A 21,284-nucleotide genomic window follows, 5' to 3' on the forward strand; every position below is an offset into this window, starting at 1 on the left:
ACTTGCTCAGTCAGTGCTGACGTAGTCGGCGACCACCGTCGCTCATGCTCTGTTGAGAAGTAAACCTATTAAGACCCGTCGGTTTTCAACGGACGGTATTCTGGCGTTTTAGAGGTGAACAACGTGGAGCTTTTATCTGGCGGTGAGATGCTCGTCCGCTTTTTGCGCGACGAAGGCGTCGACTATATCTACGGGTACCCAGGTGGTGCTCTGCTGCATGTTTACGACGCACTGTTCAAGGAGCCGGCTGTTACCCACATCCTGGTTCGCCACGAACAGGCGGCGACCCATATGGCTGATGGTTATGCCCGTGCCACCGGTAAAGCCGGTGTGGTACTGGTAACGTCCGGCCCAGGCGCAACCAATGCCATTACCGGCATCGCGACTGCTTATATGGACTCCATTCCGATGGTGATCATCTCCGGTCAGGTCGCTAGCACCATGGTCGGTACCGATGCATTCCAGGAAACCGACATGATCGGTATCTCCCGGCCGATCGTGAAACACAGCTTCATGATCAAACATGCCTCGGAAATCCCGGAAGTCATGAAAAAGGCATTCTACCTCGCACAGTCCGGTCGCCCGGGCCCTGTAGTGGTCGATATCCCGAAAGACATGACCAACCCGGCTGAGAAATTCGAATACATCTTCCCGAAGAAAGCCAAGCTGCGTTCTTACAGCCCGGCCGTTCGTGGCCACTCGGGGCAGATCCGCAAGGCGGCAGAAATGCTCCTGGCGGCCAAGCGCCCAATGCTGTATTCCGGCGGTGGCGTGATTCTGGGTGGTGGCTCCGCGCCGCTGACCGAACTGGCCAAGCTGCTCAATCTGCCGGTCACCAACACCCTGATGGGCCTCGGCGCATTCCCGGGTACGGACCGTCAGTTCGTCGGTATGCTCGGCATGCACGGCAGCTACACTGCCAACGTTGCCATGCACCACGCGGACGTGATCCTGGCAGTCGGCGCACGTTTCGATGACCGAGTGATCAACGGCGCGAGCAAATTCTGTCCGAATGCCAAGATCATCCACATCGACATCGACCCAGCGTCCATTTCCAAGACCATCAAGGCCGATGTGCCGATCGTAGGTCCTGTGGAAAGTGTCTTGACCGAAATGGTCGCTGCTCTGAAGGAAATCGGCGAGACGCCGAACAAAGAAGCTGTCGCCAGTTGGTGGAAGCAGATCGACGAATGGCGCGGTGACCGCGGCCTGTTCCCTTACGACAAGGGCGACGGCAGCATCATCAAGCCACAAACCGTGATCGAGACCTTGTGCGAAGTGACCAAGGGCGACGCCTTTGTGACCTCCGACGTGGGCCAGCACCAGATGTTCGCCGCGCAGTACTACAAGTTCGACAAGCCTAACCGCTGGATCAACTCCGGTGGCCTGGGCACGATGGGCTTTGGTTTCCCTGCGGCCATGGGTGTGAAGCTGAGCTTTCCGGACAGCGACGTCGCGTGCGTCACGGGTGAAGGCAGCATCCAGATGAACATCCAGGAACTGTCGACCTGCCTGCAGTACGGCCTTCCGGTGAAGATCGTGTGCCTGAACAACGGCGTGCTGGGCATGGTTCGTCAATGGCAGGACATGAGCTACAACAGCCGTCACTCCCATTCCTACATGGAATCGCTGCCGGACTTCGTCAAATTGGTCGAAGCTTACGGCCACGTCGGTATTCGCATCAACGATCTGAAAGATCTGAAGCCGAAGATGGAAGAAGCGTTCGCCATGAAGGATCGCCTGGTGTTCATCGATATTCAGGTGGATACCAGTGAGCACGTCTACCCGATGCAGATCAAAGACGGCTCTATGCGCGACATGTGGCTGAACAAGACGGAGCGTACTTAATCATGCGGCACATTATCTCCCTGCTTCTGGAGAACGAACCCGGCGCTCTGTCTCGTGTTGTCGGCCTGTTTTCGCAACGCAACTACAACATCGAAAGCCTGACCGTGGCACCGACCGAAGACCCGACCCTGTCGCGGCTGACGTTGACTACCGTAGGCCACGATGAGGTGATCGAGCAGATCACCAAGAACCTCAACAAGCTGATCGAAGTGGTCAAGCTGGTCGATCTGTCGGAAAGTGCCCACATAGAGCGCGAGCTGATGCTGGTCAAGGTCAAGGCTACGGGTGCCCAACGTGCCGAGATCAAACGCACTACCGACATTTATCGCGGGCAAATCGTCGATGTGAGTGCCAGTGTTTATACCGTGCAATTGACCGGTACAAGCGACAAGCTGGACAGCTTCATCCAGTCGATCGGGACGGCCTCGATTCTGGAAACCGTACGCAGTGGTGTCACCGGGATTGCCCGTGGCGACAAAGTACTCAGCATCTAACCCAAATTAGTGAATGGCCTTAAGGCCTGGATATATAGAGGAACCTCATGAAAGTTTATTACGATAAAGATTGTGACCTGTCGATCATCCAGGGCAAGAAAGTCGCCATCATCGGCTACGGTTCCCAAGGCCACGCGCAAGCTTGCAACCTGAAAGATTCCGGCGTTGACGTGACTGTTGGTCTGCGTAAAGGCTCGGCCACTGTTGCCAAGGCTGAAGCCCACGGTCTGAAAGTGACTGACGTCGCCTCTGCTGTTGCTGCTGCCGACCTGGTCATGATCCTGACCCCGGACGAGTTCCAGTCCGCGCTGTACAAAAACGAAATCGAGCCGAACATCAAGAAGGGCGCCACCCTGGCCTTCTCCCACGGTTTCGCGATTCATTACAACCAAGTTGTTCCACGTGCTGACCTCGACGTGATCATGATCGCGCCGAAAGCCCCAGGCCACACCGTGCGTTCCGAGTTCGTCAAAGGCGGCGGTATTCCTGACCTGATCGCGATCTACCAGGATGCTTCGGGCAACGCCAAGAACGTTGCGCTGTCCTACGCCGCAGGCGTTGGTGGCGGTCGTACCGGCATCATCGAAACCACCTTCAAGGACGAGACTGAAACCGACCTGTTCGGCGAGCAGGCCGTTCTGTGCGGCGGTACTGTTGAACTGGTCAAAGCCGGTTTTGAAACTCTGGTTGAAGCTGGCTATGCGCCAGAAATGGCCTACTTTGAATGCCTGCACGAACTGAAGCTGATCGTTGACCTCATGTACGAAGGTGGTATCGCCAACATGAACTACTCGATCTCCAACAATGCCGAGTACGGTGAGTACGTGACTGGTCCGGAAGTGATCAACGCCGAGTCCCGTCAGGCTATGCGCAACGCCCTGAAACGTATTCAGGACGGCGAATACGCCAAAATGTTCATCAGTGAAGGCGCTACCGGCTACCCTTCGATGACCGCCAAGCGTCGTAACAACGCCGCTCACGGTATCGAAATCATCGGCGAGCAACTTCGCTCCATGATGCCGTGGATCGGTGCCAACAAGATCGTCGACAAAGCTAAAAACTAAGTCGTACGTATCAAAGGAAAACGCGGCTTAGGCCGCGTTTTTTCGTTTGAGGGGCGGGTTCTGGTATAAAGCTGCATCGTTTGCGGGCGAACACTCGCCGCAAGTATTTGTCGAATTTTTTCACACCGTTGCAAGGTAAAGTCCATGAGCGAACGTCCCGAAGAGCCAAGCCAGGCTTCTGACGCCGAAAGCCTGCTACCGATCGATGAGCATGTCGAAGAAGGGCATGACGCTGAAGGCCGCAAGGTCCGGCATCGTGGTATCTATCTTCTTCCCAATCTGTTCACCACGGCGAACCTGTTTGCCGGGTTCTATTCCATTATCAATTCCATGAGCGCCCAAAGCGCGCTAGCTGCAGGTGACGCAGCGAGTGCCAGCAAATACTTCGGTTTTGCTGCCATCGCCATCTTCGTGGCCATGGTGCTCGACGGTCTTGATGGGCGCGTGGCGCGGATGACCAATACTCAAAGTGCCTTCGGTGCCGAGTATGACTCGCTGTCGGATATGGTTGCCTTCGGTGTCGCACCTGCGCTGCTGGCGTTTGCCTGGGCCTTGGGGGATATGGGCAAGGTCGGCTGGATGGTGGCCTTCATCTATGTTGCGGGCGCCGCGTTGCGCTTGGCTCGCTTCAACACCCAGGTGGGTACTGCCGACAAACGTTACTTCATTGGTCTGGCCAGTCCTGCTGCTGCAGGCGTGGTGGCGGGTATCGTCTGGGCGTTCAGCGACTACGGCATCCAAGGCTCGAAGATGTCGTTCCTGGTGGCCTTGATGGTTGCGGCCGCTGGCATGCTGATGGTCAGTAACATCAAGTACAACAGCTTCAAGGAGTTGGACCTCAAAGGGCGAGTGCCTTTTGTGGCGATTCTTGTCGTAGTGCTGGTTTTCGCAGTCGTCTTCAGTGATCCGCCACGTATTCTACTGTTGGTATTTCTGGTTTATGCCGCTTCCGGGCCGATTCAGTATCTGCTGCATCTGCGTCGGGACAAAACGTTGCCTTAATGTAATTTCCCCCATACTCCGCAGTCTATTGGTGCATCAGTTCTCCAATGCTGCGGAGTTGCCATGTTAATCAAATTGCCTAAAGCGTCCGATTGTCATGAGTCGGACGTCACTCCTGAATCTTTCTATCTGTCTCGTCGTAGCTTGCTCGGTGGTGCGCTGGCCGGTGTTGCTGCCAGCAGCTTGCCGCGCTGGGCCAGTGCTGATGATGCCGCGCGGTATGCGGATGTCGAGCCAGGCAAGGTCCCAGGCTGGTTTGCCGAAAAACTGCCGGGTACGAAATGGCAGGCGGTAACCGTCAAGGACGAAGCCATTACCCCGTTCAAAGACGCGACCCACTACAACAACTTCTATGAGTTCGGCACGGACAAGGGTGATCCTGCGGCGAATGCGGGTTCACTCAAGACCGAGCCTTGGAGTGTGGTGATCGATGGTGAGGTGGCAAAGCCGGGGCGTTACGTCCTGGAAGACTTCATGAAGCCTTATCAATTGGAAGAGCGAATCTACCGTTTGCGCTGTGTGGAGGCGTGGTCGATGGTCATTCCATGGATGGGCTTTCCCATTTCGGCGTTGCTCAAGCAGGTTGAGCCGACTTCCAACGCCAAGTACATCCGCTTTGAAACCCTCCAGGACCCCAAAAGCATGCCGGGTCAGCGCTCGAGTTTCGGCTTGATCGATTGGCCCTATGTAGAAGGGCTGCGTCTGGATGAAGCGATGAATCCCTTGGCGATTTTGGCCGTGGGAATGTATGGGCGGGAGTTGCCTAACCAGAATGGCGCACCGCTGCGTTTAGTGGTGCCATGGAAGTATGGCTTCAAGAGCGTGAAGTCCATTGTGCGTATCAGCTTGGTGAGCGAGCAGCCAAAGACCACGTGGCAAAGTATTGCGGCGAATGAGTATGGGTTTTATGCGAACGTGAACCCCACGGTCGACCACCCTCGTTGGACGCAGGCGCGTGAGCGGCGCTTGCCAAGCGGTCTGTTCAGCCCGAATGTGCGCGAGACGCAGATGTTCAACGGTTACTCGGATGAGGTGGCGGCTCTCTATACTGGCCTCGACCTGCGGAAGAACTACTGATGCGTTTCCCGATCTGGCGCGTCGGCGTGTTTATTGCCACAGCGGTATGGCCGTTATTCTGGCTGTATGAGGCATGGCGTTTTGCCTTGGGGCCGGACCCAGGCAAGGTGCTGGTTGATCGGCTGGGCTTGGGCACGTTGATCCTGCTGCTAATCACCCTGGCGATGACGCCGTTGCAGAAGTTGAGCGGTTGGGTAGGGTGGGTCGCGGTGCGGCGGCAGTTGGGGTTGTGGTGCTTTGCTTATGTAGTGCTGCACTTGGCGGCATATTGTGTGTTTGTCCTGGGGCTGGATTGGTCACAGTTGGGGGTGGAGCTGTGTAAGCGCCCTTACATTATTGTAGGTACGCTGGGTTTTCTGTCTTTGTTGGTGCTGGCAGTGACGTCGAATCGTTACAGTCAGCGTCGGTTGGGCAGCCGTTGGAAGAAGTTACATCGCCTGGTGTATGGCGTGCTTGGGCTTGGTTTGTTGCATATGTTGTGGATCGTGCGGGCTGATCTGAAGGAGTGGGCTATCTATGCTTCTATAGGCGCGCTGCTTCTTATCCTGCGGATACCGCCAGTAATGCGGCGAATTCCCCGTCTTATTGCGAAAAAAGCACCTTCTGCAACAAAAGCGTAATTAACCCTTGACGGCAGATTCTGGAAGTCTATAATTCGCCCCACTTCCGGCGCAGTCGAAACGGAAAACTCCTTGGTAAACAAAGAGTTATGCAAGATTCGACAGCGACCTGCTTCAGTTCATCGAAGCCCAGAAGGAGTTGGTAGGGCAGCGTAGTTTGGCTCTATTAACGTTTCGATCCTCTCGGTCGAAAGCGGAGAAAAAGAGGTGTTGACAGCAGCGTGTAACGCTGTAGAATTCGCCTCCCGCTAACGAGAGATCGGAAGCGCAAGTGGTTGAAGTTGTTGAGGAAGTCCTCGAAAACTTCTGAAAATAACCACTTGACAGCAAATGAGGCTGCTGTAGAATGCGCGCCTCGGTTGAGACGAAAGATCTTAACCAACCGCTCTTTAACAACTGAATCAAGCAATTCGTGTGGGTGCTTGTGGAGTCAGACTGATAGTCAACAAGATTATCAGCATCGCAAGTTACTCCGCGAGAAATCAAAGATGTAACCAACGATTGCTGAGCCAAGTTTAGGGTTTCTTAAAAACCCAAAGATGTTTGAACTGAAGAGTTTGATCATGGCTCAGATTGAACGCTGGCGGCAGGCCTAACACATGCAAGTCGAGCGGTAGAGAGAAGCTTGCTTCTCTTGAGAGCGGCGGACGGGTGAGTAATGCCTAGGAATCTGCCTGGTAGTGGGGGATAACGTTCGGAAACGGACGCTAATACCGCATACGTCCTACGGGAGAAAGCAGGGGACCTTCGGGCCTTGCGCTATCAGATGAGCCTAGGTCGGATTAGCTAGTTGGTGAGGTAATGGCTCACCAAGGCGACGATCCGTAACTGGTCTGAGAGGATGATCAGTCACACTGGAACTGAGACACGGTCCAGACTCCTACGGGAGGCAGCAGTGGGGAATATTGGACAATGGGCGAAAGCCTGATCCAGCCATGCCGCGTGTGTGAAGAAGGTCTTCGGATTGTAAAGCACTTTAAGTTGGGAGGAAGGGCAGTTACCTAATACGTGATTGTTTTGACGTTACCGACAGAATAAGCACCGGCTAACTCTGTGCCAGCAGCCGCGGTAATACAGAGGGTGCAAGCGTTAATCGGAATTACTGGGCGTAAAGCGCGCGTAGGTGGTTTGTTAAGTTGGATGTGAAATCCCCGGGCTCAACCTGGGAACTGCATTCAAAACTGACTGACTAGAGTATGGTAGAGGGTGGTGGAATTTCCTGTGTAGCGGTGAAATGCGTAGATATAGGAAGGAACACCAGTGGCGAAGGCGACCACCTGGACTAATACTGACACTGAGGTGCGAAAGCGTGGGGAGCAAACAGGATTAGATACCCTGGTAGTCCACGCCGTAAACGATGTCAACTAGCCGTTGGGAGCCTTGAGCTCTTAGTGGCGCAGCTAACGCATTAAGTTGACCGCCTGGGGAGTACGGCCGCAAGGTTAAAACTCAAATGAATTGACGGGGGCCCGCACAAGCGGTGGAGCATGTGGTTTAATTCGAAGCAACGCGAAGAACCTTACCAGGCCTTGACATCCAATGAACTTTCTAGAGATAGATTGGTGCCTTCGGGAACATTGAGACAGGTGCTGCATGGCTGTCGTCAGCTCGTGTCGTGAGATGTTGGGTTAAGTCCCGTAACGAGCGCAACCCTTGTCCTTAGTTACCAGCACGTTATGGTGGGCACTCTAAGGAGACTGCCGGTGACAAACCGGAGGAAGGTGGGGATGACGTCAAGTCATCATGGCCCTTACGGCCTGGGCTACACACGTGCTACAATGGTCGGTACAGAGGGTTGCCAAGCCGCGAGGTGGAGCTAATCCCAGAAAACCGATCGTAGTCCGGATCGCAGTCTGCAACTCGACTGCGTGAAGTCGGAATCGCTAGTAATCGCGAATCAGAATGTCGCGGTGAATACGTTCCCGGGCCTTGTACACACCGCCCGTCACACCATGGGAGTGGGTTGCACCAGAAGTAGCTAGTCTAACCCTCGGGAGGACGGTTACCACGGTGTGATTCATGACTGGGGTGAAGTCGTAACAAGGTAGCCGTAGGGGAACCTGCGGCTGGATCACCTCCTTAATCGACGACATCAGCTGCTCCATAAGTTCCCACACGAATTGCTTGATTCATTGAAGAAGACGATAAGAAGCAGCCCGAAATTGGGTCTGTAGCTCAGTTGGTTAGAGCGCACCCCTGATAAGGGTGAGGTCGGCAGTTCGAATCTGCCCAGACCCACCAATTTTGTGTGGGAAACGCCTGTAGAAATACGGGGCCATAGCTCAGCTGGGAGAGCGCCTGCCTTGCACGCAGGAGGTCAACGGTTCGATCCCGTTTGGCTCCACCACTACTGCTTCTGGAAGTTGAAAGCTTAGAAATGAGCATTCCATCGTGATGATGGTGAATGTTGATTTCTAGTCTTTGATTAGATCGTTCTTTAAAAATTTGGGTATGTGATAGAAAGATAGACTGAACGTTACTTTCACTGGTAACGGATCAGGCTAAGGTAAAATTTGTGAGTTCTCTTAATTGAGAGTATCGAATTTTCGGCGAATGTCGTCTTCACAGTATAACCAGATTGCTTGGGGTTATATGGTCAAGTGAAGAAGCGCATACGGTGGATGCCTTGGCAGTCAGAGGCGATGAAAGACGTGGTAGCCTGCGAAAAGCTTCGGGGAGTCGGCAAACAGACTTTGATCCGGAGATGTCTGAATGGGGGAACCCAGCCATCATAAGATGGTTACCTTACACTGAATACATAGGTGTAAGGGGCGAACCAGGGGAACTGAAACATCTAAGTACCCTGAGGAAAAGAAATCAACCGAGATTCCCTTAGTAGTGGCGAGCGAACGGGGACTAGCCCTTAACTGGCTTTGAGATTAGCGGAACGCTCTGGAAAGTGCGGCCATAGTGGGTGATAGCCCTGTACGCGAAAATCTCTTAGTCATGAAATCGAGTAGGACGGAGCACGAGAAACTTTGTCTGAATATGGGGGGACCATCCTCCAAGGCTAAATACTACTGACTGACCGATAGTGAACTAGTACCGTGAGGGAAAGGCGAAAAGAACCCCGGAGAGGGGAGTGAAATAGATCCTGAAACCGTATGCGTACAAGCAGTGGGAGCAGACTTTGTTCTGTGACTGCGTACCTTTTGTATAATGGGTCAGCGACTTATTTTCAGTGGCGAGCTTAACCGAATAGGGGAGGCGTAGCGAAAGCGAGTCTTAATAGGGCGTCTAGTCGCTGGGAATAGACCCGAAACCGGGCGATCTATCCATGGGCAGGTTGAAGGTTGGGTAACACTAACTGGAGGACCGAACCGACTACCGTTGAAAAGTTAGCGGATGACCTGTGGATCGGAGTGAAAGGCTAATCAAGCTCGGAGATAGCTGGTTCTCCTCGAAAGCTATTTAGGTAGCGCCTCATGTATCACTGTAGGGGGTAGAGCACTGTTTCGGCTAGGGGGTCATCCCGACTTACCAAACCGATGCAAACTCCGAATACCTACAAGTGCCGAGCATGGGAGACACACGGCGGGTGCTAACGTCCGTCGTGAAAAGGGAAACAACCCAGACCGTCAGCTAAGGTCCCAAAGTTATGGTTAAGTGGGAAACGATGTGGGAAGGCTTAGACAGCTAGGAGGTTGGCTTAGAAGCAGCCACCCTTTAAAGAAAGCGTAATAGCTCACTAGTCGAGTCGGCCTGCGCGGAAGATGTAACGGGGCTCAAACCATACACCGAAGCTACGGGTATCACTTAGGTGATGCGGTAGAGGAGCGTTCTGTAAGCCTGTGAAGGTGAGTTGAGAAGCTTGCTGGAGGTATCAGAAGTGCGAATGCTGACATGAGTAACGATAATGGGTGTGAAAAACACCCACGCCGAAAGACCAAGGTTTCCTGCGCAACGTTAATCGACGCAGGGTTAGTCGGTCCCTAAGGCGAGGCTGAAAAGCGTAGTCGATGGAAAACAGGTTAATATTCCTGTACTTCTGGTTATTGCGATGGAGGGACGGAGAAGGCTAGGCCAGCTTGGCGTTGGTTGTCCAAGTTTAAGGTGGTAGGCTGAGATCTTAGGTAAATCCGGGATCTTAAGGCCGAGAGCTGATGACGAGTTATCTTTTAGATGACGAAGTGGTTGATGCCATGCTTCCAAGAAAAGCTTCTAAGCTTCAGGTAACCAGGAACCGTACCCCAAACCGACACAGGTGGTTGGGTAGAGAATACCAAGGCGCTTGAGAGAACTCGGGTGAAGGAACTAGGCAAAATGGCACCGTAACTTCGGGAGAAGGTGCGCCGGTGAGGGTGAAGGACTTGCTCCGTAAGCCCATGCCGGTCGAAGATACCAGGCCGCTGCGACTGTTTATTAAAAACACAGCACTCTGCAAACACGAAAGTGGACGTATAGGGTGTGACGCCTGCCCGGTGCCGGAAGGTTAATTGATGGGGTTAGCTAACGCGAAGCTCTTGATCGAAGCCCCGGTAAACGGCGGCCGTAACTATAACGGTCCTAAGGTAGCGAAATTCCTTGTCGGGTAAGTTCCGACCTGCACGAATGGCGTAACGATGGCGGCGCTGTCTCCACCCGAGACTCAGTGAAATTGAAATCGCTGTGAAGATGCAGTGTATCCGCGGCTAGACGGAAAGACCCCGTGAACCTTTACTATAGCTTTGCACTGGACTTTGAATTTGCTTGTGTAGGATAGGTGGGAGGCTTTGAAGCGTGGACGCCAGTTCGCGTGGAGCCAACCTTGAAATACCACCCTGGCAACTTTGAGGTTCTAACTCAGGTCCGTTATCCGGATCGAGGACAGTGTATGGTGGGTAGTTTGACTGGGGCGGTCTCCTCCTAAAGAGTAACGGAGGAGTACGAAGGTGCGCTCAGACCGGTCGGAAATCGGTCGTAGAGTATAAAGGCAAAAGCGCGCTTGACTGCGAGACAGACACGTCGAGCAGGTACGAAAGTAGGTCTTAGTGATCCGGTGGTTCTGTATGGAAGGGCCATCGCTCAACGGATAAAAGGTACTCCGGGGATAACAGGCTGATACCGCCCAAGAGTTCATATCGACGGCGGTGTTTGGCACCTCGATGTCGGCTCATCACATCCTGGGGCTGAAGCCGGTCCCAAGGGTATGGCTGTTCGCCATTTAAAGTGGTACGCGAGCTGGGTTTAGAACGTCGTGAGACAGTTCGGTCCCTATCTGCCGTGGACGTTTGAGATTTGAGAGGGGCTGCTCCTAGTACGAGAGGACCGGAGTGGACGAACCTCTGGTGTTCCGGTTGTCACGCCAGTGGCATTGCCGGGTAGCTATGTTCGGAATAGATAACCGCTGAAAGCATCTAAGCGGGAAACTAGCCTCAAGATGAGATCTCACTGGGACCTTGAGTCCCCTGAAGGGCCGTCGAAGACTACGACGTTGATAGGTTGGGTGTGTAAGCGCTGTGAGGCGTTGAGCTAACCAATACTAATTGCCCGTGAGGCTTGACCATATAACACCCAAGGAATTTGCGTCGAAAGGCCAGATTGCGGTGTGTGAAGACGAAATGAACCGAAAGTTCGAATCTCACAAAACACCGATTGCTATCACGTACCCAATTTGCTGAAGCGAGGCCATCAGGTCACGAGTCAGTACCCGAATTTCTTGACGACCATAGAGCATTGGAACCACCTGATCCCATCCCGAACTCAGTAGTGAAACGATGCATCGCCGATGGTAGTGTGGGGTTTCCCCATGTGAGAGTAGGTCATCGTCAAGATTAAATTCCGAAACCCCTGTTTGCTTACGCAGACAGGGGTTTTGTTTTGGGCGTTCGGAAAGTACGAAGAGGCTCATCGCGGCGGCCTTCAATGCTAAAGTCCATGCCTCGATTTTGCTTTTCCCAAGGAAGCCGTTATGCCGGATGCGACGTCCCTCAGTGCTGGATTCATGGTGGTTCACGGCAACCGCCTGGATGAACTGCGCAGTCTGGTAGTCAGTTGGATGCGTCGTTATCCATTGGCACCTTTGAAAAACGAAATCGCTCTGGTGCAGAGCAACGGCATCGCCCAATGGCTCAAGCTGGCCTTGGCCGAAGACCCGCAAGATGACGATATGGGCGGCTGTGGGATCGCCGCAGCCATCGACGTGCAGCTACCAGGCAGCTTCATGTGGCAGCTTTACCGTATGGTTCTGGGACGCGACGAGATCCCTCCCAAGTCCCTGCTCGATAAAGCCCCGCTGACCTGGCGCCTTATGCGCCTGCTCCCAGAGCTCATCAACCAGCTACACTTCGAGCCTCTGCAGCGCTTTCTGACTCACGATACCGATCTGCGCAAACGCTACCAACTTGCTGAACGCCTGGCAGACCTGTTTGACCAATATCAGGTCTACCGCGCTGATTGGCTTGAGGACTGGGCTGCAGGCCGACACCAACTGCGCAACGGTCGAGGCGAATTCAAGCCTCTGGATCCCGCTAACTGCTGGCAGGCTGAACTATGGCGCGCGCTGCTGCTGGATGTCGGCGAAGAAGGTATGGCGCAAAGCCGAGCTGGCGTTCACCAGCGCTTTATCGAGTGTATTAATCGACTAGAGAAAGCGCCCCCAGGATTGCCGTCCCGCGTCATCGTTTTCGGGATTTCCTCGTTACCCGCACAGGCGCTGGAAGCACTTGCTGGTTTGGCACGGTTCAGTCAGGTCTTGCTGTGCGTGCACAACCCCTGTCGCCACCATTGGTCTGACATCGTTGCCGACAAAGACCTGCTGCGTAACGAATACAAACGACAAGCGCGCAAGGCCGGCATGCCAGTGACTATCGACCCTCAGACCCTGCACCAGCACGCTCACCCGCTGTTGGCCGCTTGGGGCAAACAGGGCCGTGACTACATCAGCCTGCTGGACAGTTACGATGACCCCAACAGCTACCGCGCCGCATTTCGTGACGGTCGCATCGATCTGTTCAGTGACAGCGACCCCACTACACTGCTCAACCAGTTGCAGGACGACATCCTCGAACTGCGCCCACTCAACGAAACGCGCGAGCTTTGGCCTGCTGTCGATTTGCAGCGTGATACCTCAATCCGCTTCCACATTGCTCACAGCGCCCAACGCGAAGTGGAGATCCTCCACGACCAACTGCTCGAACGCTTCAGTGCCGATCCTGCACTACGTCCTCGCGATATCATCGTCATGGTCCCCGACGTTGACAGCTACGCACCGCACATTCGCGCCGTGTTCGGCCAGTTGGAAAGATCCGATCCACGTTTCATCCCCTTCACGCTCACCGATCAAGGGCAACGCGGCCGCGATCCGTTGCTGATTGCCGTCGAACACTTGCTGAAACTCCCCGATAGCCGCTTCCCCGTCAGTGAAATTCTTGACCTGCTCGACGTTCCTGCGTTGCGTGAACGTTTTGCCATAAAGGAGCGCGACTTACCCACGCTGCACCGATGGATCGAAGGTGCCGGCATTCGTTGGGGCCTCAACGCCGAGCAGCGTGCCGGCCTGGGCTTACCAAACGCGCTGGAGCAAAACAGTTGGCGATTTGGGCTGCGACGCATGTTGCTCGGGTACGCAGTCGGTACGGGTGCCGCTTGTGACGGTATCGAGCCTTACGATGAAATCGGTGGTCTCGACGCGGCCCTGATCGGTCCGCTGGTTGCTTTGCTTGACGCACTGAATGACGCCCATCAGGCGCTGTCCCAACCGGCGGCACCGCAAGAATGGGGCGAGCGCTTGCAACGCCTGCTGCAGTTGTTTTTCCTGGCGAGCAGCGAACACGACGACTATTTGCTGGGTCAACTGGAGCAACTCAGGGAGACCTGGCTAGAAACCTGCGAGTCCGTTGGCCTGCAGGATGAGTTACCACTGACCGTAGTCCGTGAGGCCTGGTTGGCGGGTCTGGACCAAGGCCGTCTGTCGCAGCGCTTCCTCGCCGGTGCTGTCAATTTCTGCACCCTGATGCCCATGCGTGCGATCCCATTCAAGCTGGTTTGCCTGCTCGGCATGAACGACGGTGATTACCCTCGCGCGCAACCACCGCTGGATTTCGACCTGATGGGCAGCGACTACCGTCCCGGCGACCGATCGCGCCGCGAAGATGACCGCTACCTGCTGCTCGAAGCCCTGCTCTCAGCCCGTGACCAGCTCTATATCAGTTGGGTGGGCCGTAGCATCCGCGACAACAGCGAGCGCCCTGCCTCGGTATTGATCGGCCAGTTGCGCGACCACCTCGCCAGCGGTTGGCACAACACCGATGCCGATAAACCGCTGATCGACGCCATGACCCAGGAGCATCCGCTCCAACCCTTCAGCGCCCGTTACTTCCACGAGGGCGACCCGCTGTTCAGCTACGCCCGCGAATGGCAGTTGCTGCATGAAACCGTGGATGCCACGCCAACAGCAGACGAACTGACTCCGCACCAACAGGAAGAACCCCTGAGCCTCGGCCAGTTGCAAGACTTCCTGCGCAACCCGGTCAAACATTTCTTCAGCCAACGTCTGAAAGTTTTCTTTGAAGCCGCCGAAGTACCGCTGGCCGATGAAGAGCCCTTCGTCCTCGATGCCCTACAACGCTACAGCCTGAGCGATAGCCTGCTGAACGCGGCGCTGAGCCAGCCCGATCATCTCGACCAGGCGCTGAACGCCCAGGCCCTGCGCCTGCAAGGCAGTGGCCTGCTGCCGATGGTCGGTTTCGGCGAATGCCTGCGAAATGAACTGATCGAGCCGTTGCCCGACTTGCTGCAACGCTATCAACAGCTTCTGGCGCTCTGGCCGACCCCGCATACCGCTGCCGAACCGATCAGTTTCGAGTATCAAGGCATTGAGCTGGAAGGCTGGATCAGTGGCTTGCATCGACGCAGTGATGGCGGATTGTTAAGCGTCACCACCATTCCCAACAGCATCGGCTCAATCAAGACCCGCAAGTGGCATCGCCTGATTCGTCCCTGGGTCAATCATGTGGTCGCCTGTGCCTGTGGCTTGCCCCTGAGCACTGGATTGGTGGCCAGTGACGACACGTTGCTACTGGCACCGTTGGAGCAATCCACCGCCCAGGACATCCTCGGTAACCTGTTACTGGCCTGGTATAGCGGGATGAGAAAGCCGCTCCCCGTAGCCGTCAAAACCGCTTTTGCCTGGCTCGCTCAGACCGATCCCGCCAAAGCCCAGGTTGCCGCGAGTAAAGCCTATGAGGGTGACGGCCAAAACACCGACGGCGAACGCCGCGAAACCCCAGCACTCACGCGACAATTCCCCGATTACGCCGCGCTGGTCGCCGGCGAAGAATTCGAAGGCTGGTGCGAAACCCTGTATCGCCCGCTGATCAACGCCCCATGGCGATCGCTCACCCGTGAGGAGGCCAGCGCATGAGCAGCAAACCCTTGGCCCTGGCGTTCCCCTTAAAAGGCAGTCAACTGATCGAAGCCAGCGCCGGCACCGGCAAGACCTTCACCATCTCGGCCTTGTACCTACGCCTGGTACTGGGCCACGGTGGCGAAGCGTCCGGCTTTGGCCGCGAGCTACTGCCCCCGCAAATCCTGGTGGTGACCTTCACCGACGCGGCCACCAAAGAATTGCGCGAACGCATCCGCATTCGCCTGGCCGAAGCCGCGCGGTTTTTCCGCGACGAAATCCAACAACCGGACGCCCTGATCGCCGACCTGCGCGATCAATACCCACCCGAGCAATGGCCCGCGTGCGCCAATCGGCTGGATATCGCCGCGCAGTGGATGGATGAAGCCGCCGTCTCGACCATCCACAGTTGGTGCCAGCGCATGCTGCGCGAGCACGCGTTCGACAGCGGCAGCCTGTTCACCCAAACCCTGGAAACCGACCACAGCGACTTGCTCGGCGAAGTGCTTCGCGACTATTGGCGGTTGTTCTGTTACCCCATGCACGACGACGCGCTCGACTGGGTGCGCAACAACTGGGGTGGCCCGGCGGTGTTGATGCCACGGGTACGTGCGCTGTTCGGCAGCGAGCGCCCGACTGACGAGTTGCGTGAGCCGGCAGAACTGATCAACGCCTGCCTGCGAGAGCGCCGCGAGGCCCTGGTTGCACTCAAGGCCCCCTGGCAGCACTGGGCTGCGGAACTACGCGATATTTGCCTGCAAGCCGTCGCGGCCAAAGCTGTCGATGGTCGCAAGATGCAAGCCAGATACTTCGAGCCCTGGTTTGAAAAAATCAGTGCCTGGGCGGCGGATGAAACCCTTGAACAACTGGACATCGGTACCGGCTTCACCCGCTTGACTCCCGACGGCATGGCCGAAGCCTGGAAGGGCGAGCCGCCGCAACACCCTGGCATCGACGCCATGGCCGGCCTCAAGGCCGCCCTCGATGCGCTGCCAACCCCCGACGCCGCCGTGTTGCAACACGCCGCCGGCTGGGTGGGCAAACGGTTTGAAGAAGAAAAACGCCGTCGCGCCGAAATGGGCTTTGACGACATGCTGATCCGCCTCAACGCCGCCCTGCACGCAGACGGTGGCGAGCGTCTGGCCAGCGTGATCCGCGAGCAATTCCCGGTGGCGCTGATCGACGAATTCCAGGACACCGACCCGGTGCAGTACAGCATCTTCGACAGCATCTACCGCATCGAAGAAAACCATCTCGACAGTGGCCTGTTCCTGATCGGCGACCCCAAACAGGCGATCTACGCCTTCCGCGGTGCCGACATCTACACCTACCTGCGCGCCCGTCAATCCACCACCGGCCGCCACCACACCCTGGGCACCAACTTCCGTTCCAGCCATACCATGGTCGAGGCGGTGAACCATGTGTTCCAGCGTGCGGAAACAGGCCGCGGCGCATTTTTGTTCCGTGAATCGAATGGCGACAACCCGGTGCCGTTCCACCCGGTGTTGTCCCAGGGTCGCAAGGAGCAATTACAGGTCGATGGCCAAACGCTGCCGGCCATGAACCTCTGGCACCTGGCGACCGACCAACCGATTTCCAACGCGGTTTACCGTCAGCAACTGGCCGCTGCCTGCGCCACGCAAATCGTCGCGTTGCTCAATGGCGGGCAGCAAGGCAGCGCCGGTTTCCTGCATCCGGATGACGGCTTCAGAGGTGTACTCCCGTCAGACATCGCCATCCTGGTGCGCGACGGCAAGGAAGCCCAGGCCGTGCGTGCGCAACTGTCCGAGCGTGGTGTGCGCAGCGTGTACTTGTCCGACAAGGATTCCGTCTTCGCCGCCCAGGAAGCCCATGACCTGTTGGCCTGGCTCAAGGCCTGCGCCGAGCCGGACGTCGAGCGCCCGCTGCGCGCGGCCCTGGCCTGCGTCACCTTGAACCTGTCACTGCCCGAACTTGAGCGTCTGAATCAGGACGAACTGGCGTGGGAAGCGCGTGTGATGCAGTTCCGTGGCTATCGCGCGATCTGGCGCACCCAAGGCGTGCTGCCGATGCTGCGACGCCTGTTGCATGATTTCAAATTGCCGCAAACCCTGGTCGCCCGCAACGACGGCGAACGGGTGCTGACCAACCTGCTGCACCTCAGTGAACTGCTGCAACACGCCGCCTCGGAACTGGATGGTGAACAGGCGTTGATCCGCCATCTGGCCGAACACTTGGCGCTTTCGGGGCAAGCCGGGGAAGAGCAGATCCTGCGCCTGGAAAGTGATGAACAACTGGTCAAGGTCGTGACCATCCACAAGTCCAAGGGCCTGGAATACGACTTGGTGTTCCTGCCCTTCATCTGCTCGGTCAAGCCGGTGGACGGCAGTCGGTTACCGCTTCATTACCACGATGAACTTGGGAAAGCCCACGTCAGCCTGCGCCCCACCGCCGAGCTGATCGCCCAGGCCGACGACGAACGCCTGGCCGAAGACCTGCGTCTGTTCTATGTGGCCTTGACCCGCGCCAAGCACGCCTGCTGGCTCGGCATCGCCGACCTCAAGCGCGGCAACAGCAGCAGTTCCGTGCTGCACCTGTCTGCGTTGGGCTATTTGCTCGGCGCCGGTACCGCGTTGGCTGAGTCTGCCGGCCTGGCGCGTTGGTTGCTGGATGTACAGGAGGGCTGCTCCGCTATCAACTATGCCCACGTCCCCGACGCACAGGACATCCTGTTCCATCCGCCCCGCAACGAAGCCACGCTGCTTGCGCCCTTGCTGCCCAAGCGCAAGGCTGCCGAAAACTGGTGGATTGCGTCCTACAGCGCCTTGCGCATCGGCGACAGCATGAGTGCCGCCACGCTCGAAGCGCCGGAAAGCCCACAAGCCCAGAAGCTGTTCGATGACGAACGCCTGGCCCCTGATGCACCGCGAGAAGTGGCAGCGTCTGGCGGTGATATTCATCGTTTCCCACGCGGTCCGAATCCGGGGACCTTTCTTCACGGCCTGCTGGAGTGGGCTGGCGAGGACGGTTTCAACGTGTCGCCGGAGGCGATCGAAAAGGCCGTGGGCGCGCGCTGCAACCGACGCAACTGGGAAGGCTGGATCGTCACCCTCAGCGGATGGCTCGGCCACCTGCTGCAAACGCCGCTGCCGCTGGATAACGACCGGGTCAGCCTCAGCGGCCTGCAGCAGTACCAGATCGAAATGGAGTTCTGGTTCGCCAGCCACAAAGTCGACGTGCTTGCCCTCGACAAACTGGTGTGCCAGTACACCCACAACGGCGTGTCCCGCGTCGCTGCCGAACCGGTGTTGCTCAACGGCATGTTCAAGGGGTTTATCGACCTGACCTTCGAGCACGACGGTCGCTATTACGTGGCCGACTACAAATCCAACTGGCTCGGTCCCGACGATTCGGCCTACACCCAGGACGCCATGGAACAGTCGATCCTTGAGCACCGGTACGACCTGCAATACGTCCTTTACCTGCTGGCCCTGCATCGCCAGCTCAAGGCGCGCCTGCCGGATTACGATTACGACCGCCACGTCGGCGGGGCGTTGTACCTGTTCCTGCGCGGTACCCAAGCCGCCAGCCAGGGCGCGTATTTCACCCGCCCGCCACGGGAACTGATCGAAGGCCTGGACCTGCTGTTCCAGGGCAAGCCGATCCCGCCCAAGGTTGAGCCCGCCTGGGAACAAGGAGTGTTGTTATGAGCCTGTCGCCGTTACCGCTTGAGGCGCTGACGCCCCTCAGCCACGCCGCCGACCTGCTGCAACTGTTGGAGCGTTGGGTTGACCGCGGCTGGCTGCGCGCGCTGGACAAAGCCTTCGTCGGCTTCCTGCACGAACTCGAGCCGCAGGCCGATCCCCTGGTGCTGCTGGCGGCGGCATTGACCAGTCATCAGTTGGGCCACGGTCATGTATGCCTTGACCTGTTTGAAACCCTGAAAGCGCCGGACTTCGCCCTGTCTTTGCCGCCAGAAGGCGACGCGCAAACCGGCGCCATGCTGCTGCCGTCGCAACTGCTCGACGGTCTGGACGGTGCGCACTGGTGCCATGCCCTGGCCGCCAGCCGTCTGGTCGCGCTGGCCGTCGATGGCAGTGAGTCGGCCCAAAGCCGCCCGTTGGTGTTGGCCGGCAAGCGTCTGTATTTGCGCCGCTACTGGACCTACGAACGACGCATCGACAGCGCCTTGCGCCTGCGGCTCGCGACTCAGGAAACCGTCGCGGCCGATTTGCCCCAACGCCTCGACGGCCTGTTCGATCAACCCGCGCCGGACGGCGTGATCGACTGGCAAAAACTTGCCTGCGCCCTGGCCACTCGCGGTGCATTCAGCATCGTTACCGGCGGCCCCGGCACCGGCAAGACCACCACCGTGGTGCGCCTGCTCGCGCTGTTACAGGCGCCCGCCGTGGAAGCCGGCAGTCCCTTGCGCATTCGCCTGGCGGCGCCCACCGGTAAAGCCGCCGCCCGCCTGACCGAATCCATCAGCCAGCAAGTGCTGTCGCTGAAAGTGCCGGAAAGCGTGAAGGAAAAAATCCCGACCCAGGTCACTACCGTGCACCGCCTGCTGGGCAGCCGCCCGGGCACCCGTCACTTCCGTCACCATGTGGGTAACCCCTTGCCCTTGGATGTGCTGGTGGTGGATGAAGCGTCGATGATCGACCTGGAAATGATGGCCAACCTGTTGGACGCTTTGCCACCCAACGCGCGGTTGGTGTTGTTGGGCGACAAGGACCAGTTGGCTTCGGTGGAGGCCGGCGCCGTTCTCGGCGATTTGTGCCGCGACGCCGAGGCCGGCTGGTACAGCGCCGACACCCGCCAGTGGCTGCAAGCGGTCAGTGGCGAGGACCTGAGCGCCAGTGGCTTGCAGGAAGATGTCGACGGCAGCCATTCACTGGCGCAACAAGTGGTGATGCTGCGTTACTCGCGCCGTTTCGGCGAAGGCAGCGGCATTGGCCAGTTGGCACGTTGGGTCAACCAGCAAAACGCCGAAGAAGCCCGCAAGTTGCTCGCGGCGCGCAGCCACAAGGACCTGTTCTGCGTCAGCCTCAAGGGCGAGCATGACCATGCCCTGGAACGCCTGGTGCTGGACGGGCAGGGTGATGGCGCCGCGGGTTATCGCTATTACCTCGACCTGCTGCACAGCGCGCGCCCGGCCCTCGACACCCCACGCGAAAACCCCGCCTGGACCCACTGGGCGCAACAACTGCTGCATGCCTTCGACGCTTTCCAGTTACTCTGCGCAGTGCGCAAAGGCCCTTGGGGTGTGGAAGGCCTGAACCTGCGCATCACCGCCGCCTTGCGCAAAGTGCGGCTGATCGAGGGCGATGAGCAATGGTACGAAGGCCGCCCGGTGCTGATGACGCGCAACGATTACGGCCTGGGCTTGATGAACGGCGACATCGGCATCGCCCTCAAACTGCCCGAAAGCGACGGCGGGCCTCAGGTGCTGCGCGTCGCCTTCCCACGCAACGATGGCCAGGGCGGTGTGCGTTTTGTCCTGCCCAGCCGCCTGAATGATGTGGAAACCGTGTACGCCATGACCGTGCACAAGTCCCAGGGCTCCGAATTCACCCACACGGCATTGATCCTGCCGGATGCGCTCAACCCGGTGTTGACCAAAGAGCTGATCTACACCGGCATCACCCGGGCCAAGCGTTGGTTCAGCCTGATCGAGCCCCGTGGCGGCGTGTTTGAAGAAGCCGTGCGACGCAAGGTCAAGCGCTTGAGTGGGTTGATGCTGGAGTTGGGCCACGAGGCGGAAAAAACTGACTGATAGGTCACACAATATTTCGGATTTGGTTGTCTGACTTTTCTGAAAAAATAGCGCTCTGCGCGAAAGCCTCCCTTCGCGGGGGGCTCTGTGGCTGTGCTA

At 57.4% G+C, this 21,284-nt stretch carries 9 protein-coding genes, 2 tRNA genes and 3 rRNA genes; all 14 read left to right on the top strand.

The annotated features are described in order from the left end of the window. Positions 1-123 precede the first annotated feature (123 nt). The 14 genes from ACLH0J_RS08845 (at position 124) to recD (ending at position 21,185) form a co-directional block, all read left to right on the top strand. On the top strand, positions 124-1,848 hold the full coding sequence (locus ACLH0J_RS08845; protein WP_411391660.1) for an acetolactate synthase 3 large subunit: 1,725 nt from the start codon (positions 124-126) through the stop codon (positions 1,846-1,848). A gap of 2 nt (positions 1,849-1,850) precedes the next feature. Then, a complete protein-coding gene (gene ilvN / locus ACLH0J_RS08850) occupies positions 1,851-2,342 on the top strand; it encodes an acetolactate synthase small subunit (protein ID WP_003176102.1) in 492 nt (163 codons plus the stop codon). Positions 2,343-2,389: 47 nt separating this feature from the next. Further along, positions 2,390-3,406, top strand: coding sequence for a ketol-acid reductoisomerase (gene ilvC / locus ACLH0J_RS08855; protein WP_003212125.1), 1,017 nt, complete (start codon positions 2,390-2,392; stop codon positions 3,404-3,406). A 144-nt stretch (positions 3,407-3,550) separates the two neighbouring features. Further along, entirely contained in the window at positions 3,551-4,408 is an 858-nt protein-coding gene (gene pssA, locus ACLH0J_RS08860; protein WP_411391661.1) for a CDP-diacylglycerol--serine O-phosphatidyltransferase, read from the top strand. Between the two features lie 63 nt (positions 4,409-4,471). Continuing rightward, positions 4,472-5,485 (top strand): protein-methionine-sulfoxide reductase catalytic subunit MsrP, encoded by a 1,014-nt coding sequence (gene msrP, locus ACLH0J_RS08865; protein ID WP_411391662.1) that lies wholly within the window; start codon positions 4,472-4,474, stop codon positions 5,483-5,485. Next, entirely contained in the window at positions 5,485-6,105 is a 621-nt protein-coding gene (gene msrQ / locus ACLH0J_RS08870) for a protein-methionine-sulfoxide reductase heme-binding subunit MsrQ (protein ID WP_411391663.1), read from the top strand. The genes msrP and msrQ overlap by 1 nt, the downstream gene beginning before the upstream one ends. 545 nt (positions 6,106-6,650) lie before the next feature. Next, positions 6,651-8,187, top strand: a 16S ribosomal RNA gene (locus ACLH0J_RS08875). 82 nt (positions 8,188-8,269) lie between these two features. Next, a tRNA-Ile gene (locus ACLH0J_RS08880) sits at positions 8,270-8,346 on the top strand. Positions 8,347-8,376: 30 nt separating this feature from the next. Further along, positions 8,377-8,452: transfer RNA gene (locus ACLH0J_RS08885), tRNA-Ala, on the top strand. 247 nt (positions 8,453-8,699) lie between these two features. After that, a 23S ribosomal RNA gene (locus tag ACLH0J_RS08890) occupies positions 8,700-11,591 on the top strand. 151 nt (positions 11,592-11,742) lie between these two features. Then, a 5S ribosomal RNA gene (gene rrf, locus ACLH0J_RS08895) occupies positions 11,743-11,858 on the top strand. The 16S, 23S and 5S rRNA genes sit together here with 2 tRNA genes alongside, the layout of an rRNA operon. A gap of 137 nt (positions 11,859-11,995) precedes the next feature. Continuing rightward, positions 11,996-15,448, top strand: coding sequence for an exodeoxyribonuclease V subunit gamma (gene recC, locus ACLH0J_RS08900; protein ID WP_411391664.1), 3,453 nt, complete (start codon positions 11,996-11,998; stop codon positions 15,446-15,448). Beyond that, on the top strand, positions 15,445-19,119 hold the full coding sequence (recB, locus tag ACLH0J_RS08905) for an exodeoxyribonuclease V subunit beta (protein ID WP_411391665.1): 3,675 nt from the start codon (positions 15,445-15,447) through the stop codon (positions 19,117-19,119). The genes recC and recB overlap by 4 nt, the downstream gene beginning before the upstream one ends. After that, complete coding sequence (gene recD, locus ACLH0J_RS08910; RefSeq protein WP_411391666.1) at positions 19,116-21,185, top strand: exodeoxyribonuclease V subunit alpha; 2,070 nt, start codon at positions 19,116-19,118, stop codon at positions 21,183-21,185. The genes recB and recD overlap by 4 nt, the downstream gene beginning before the upstream one ends. Positions 21,186-21,284: the final 99 nt, after the last annotated feature.

Origin of the sequence: Pseudomonas sp. MPB23 (assembly GCF_046605395.1) — a bacterium.
Lineage (GTDB): Bacteria > Pseudomonadota > Gammaproteobacteria > Pseudomonadales > Pseudomonadaceae > Aquipseudomonas.

What these genes read in the sequence shown, in the direction of transcription:
- ilvN (WP_003176102.1), top strand. Translation starts at nt 1,851, where the DNA reads ATGCGGCACATTATCTCCCTGCTTCTGGAGAACGAACCCGGCGCTCTG.
- ilvC (WP_003212125.1), top strand. Translation starts at nt 2,390, where the DNA reads ATGAAAGTTTATTACGATAAAGATTGTGACCTGTCGATCATCCAGGGC.
- pssA (WP_411391661.1), top strand. Translation starts at nt 3,551, where the DNA reads ATGAGCGAACGTCCCGAAGAGCCAAGCCAGGCTTCTGACGCCGAAAGC.
- msrP (WP_411391662.1), top strand. Translation starts at nt 4,472, where the DNA reads ATGTTAATCAAATTGCCTAAAGCGTCCGATTGTCATGAGTCGGACGTC.
- msrQ (WP_411391663.1), top strand. Translation starts at nt 5,485, where the DNA reads ATGCGTTTCCCGATCTGGCGCGTCGGCGTGTTTATTGCCACAGCGGTA.
- recC (WP_411391664.1), top strand. Translation starts at nt 11,996, where the DNA reads ATGCCGGATGCGACGTCCCTCAGTGCTGGATTCATGGTGGTTCACGGC.
- recB (WP_411391665.1), top strand. Translation starts at nt 15,445, where the DNA reads ATGAGCAGCAAACCCTTGGCCCTGGCGTTCCCCTTAAAAGGCAGTCAA.
- recD (WP_411391666.1), top strand. Translation starts at nt 19,116, where the DNA reads ATGAGCCTGTCGCCGTTACCGCTTGAGGCGCTGACGCCCCTCAGCCAC.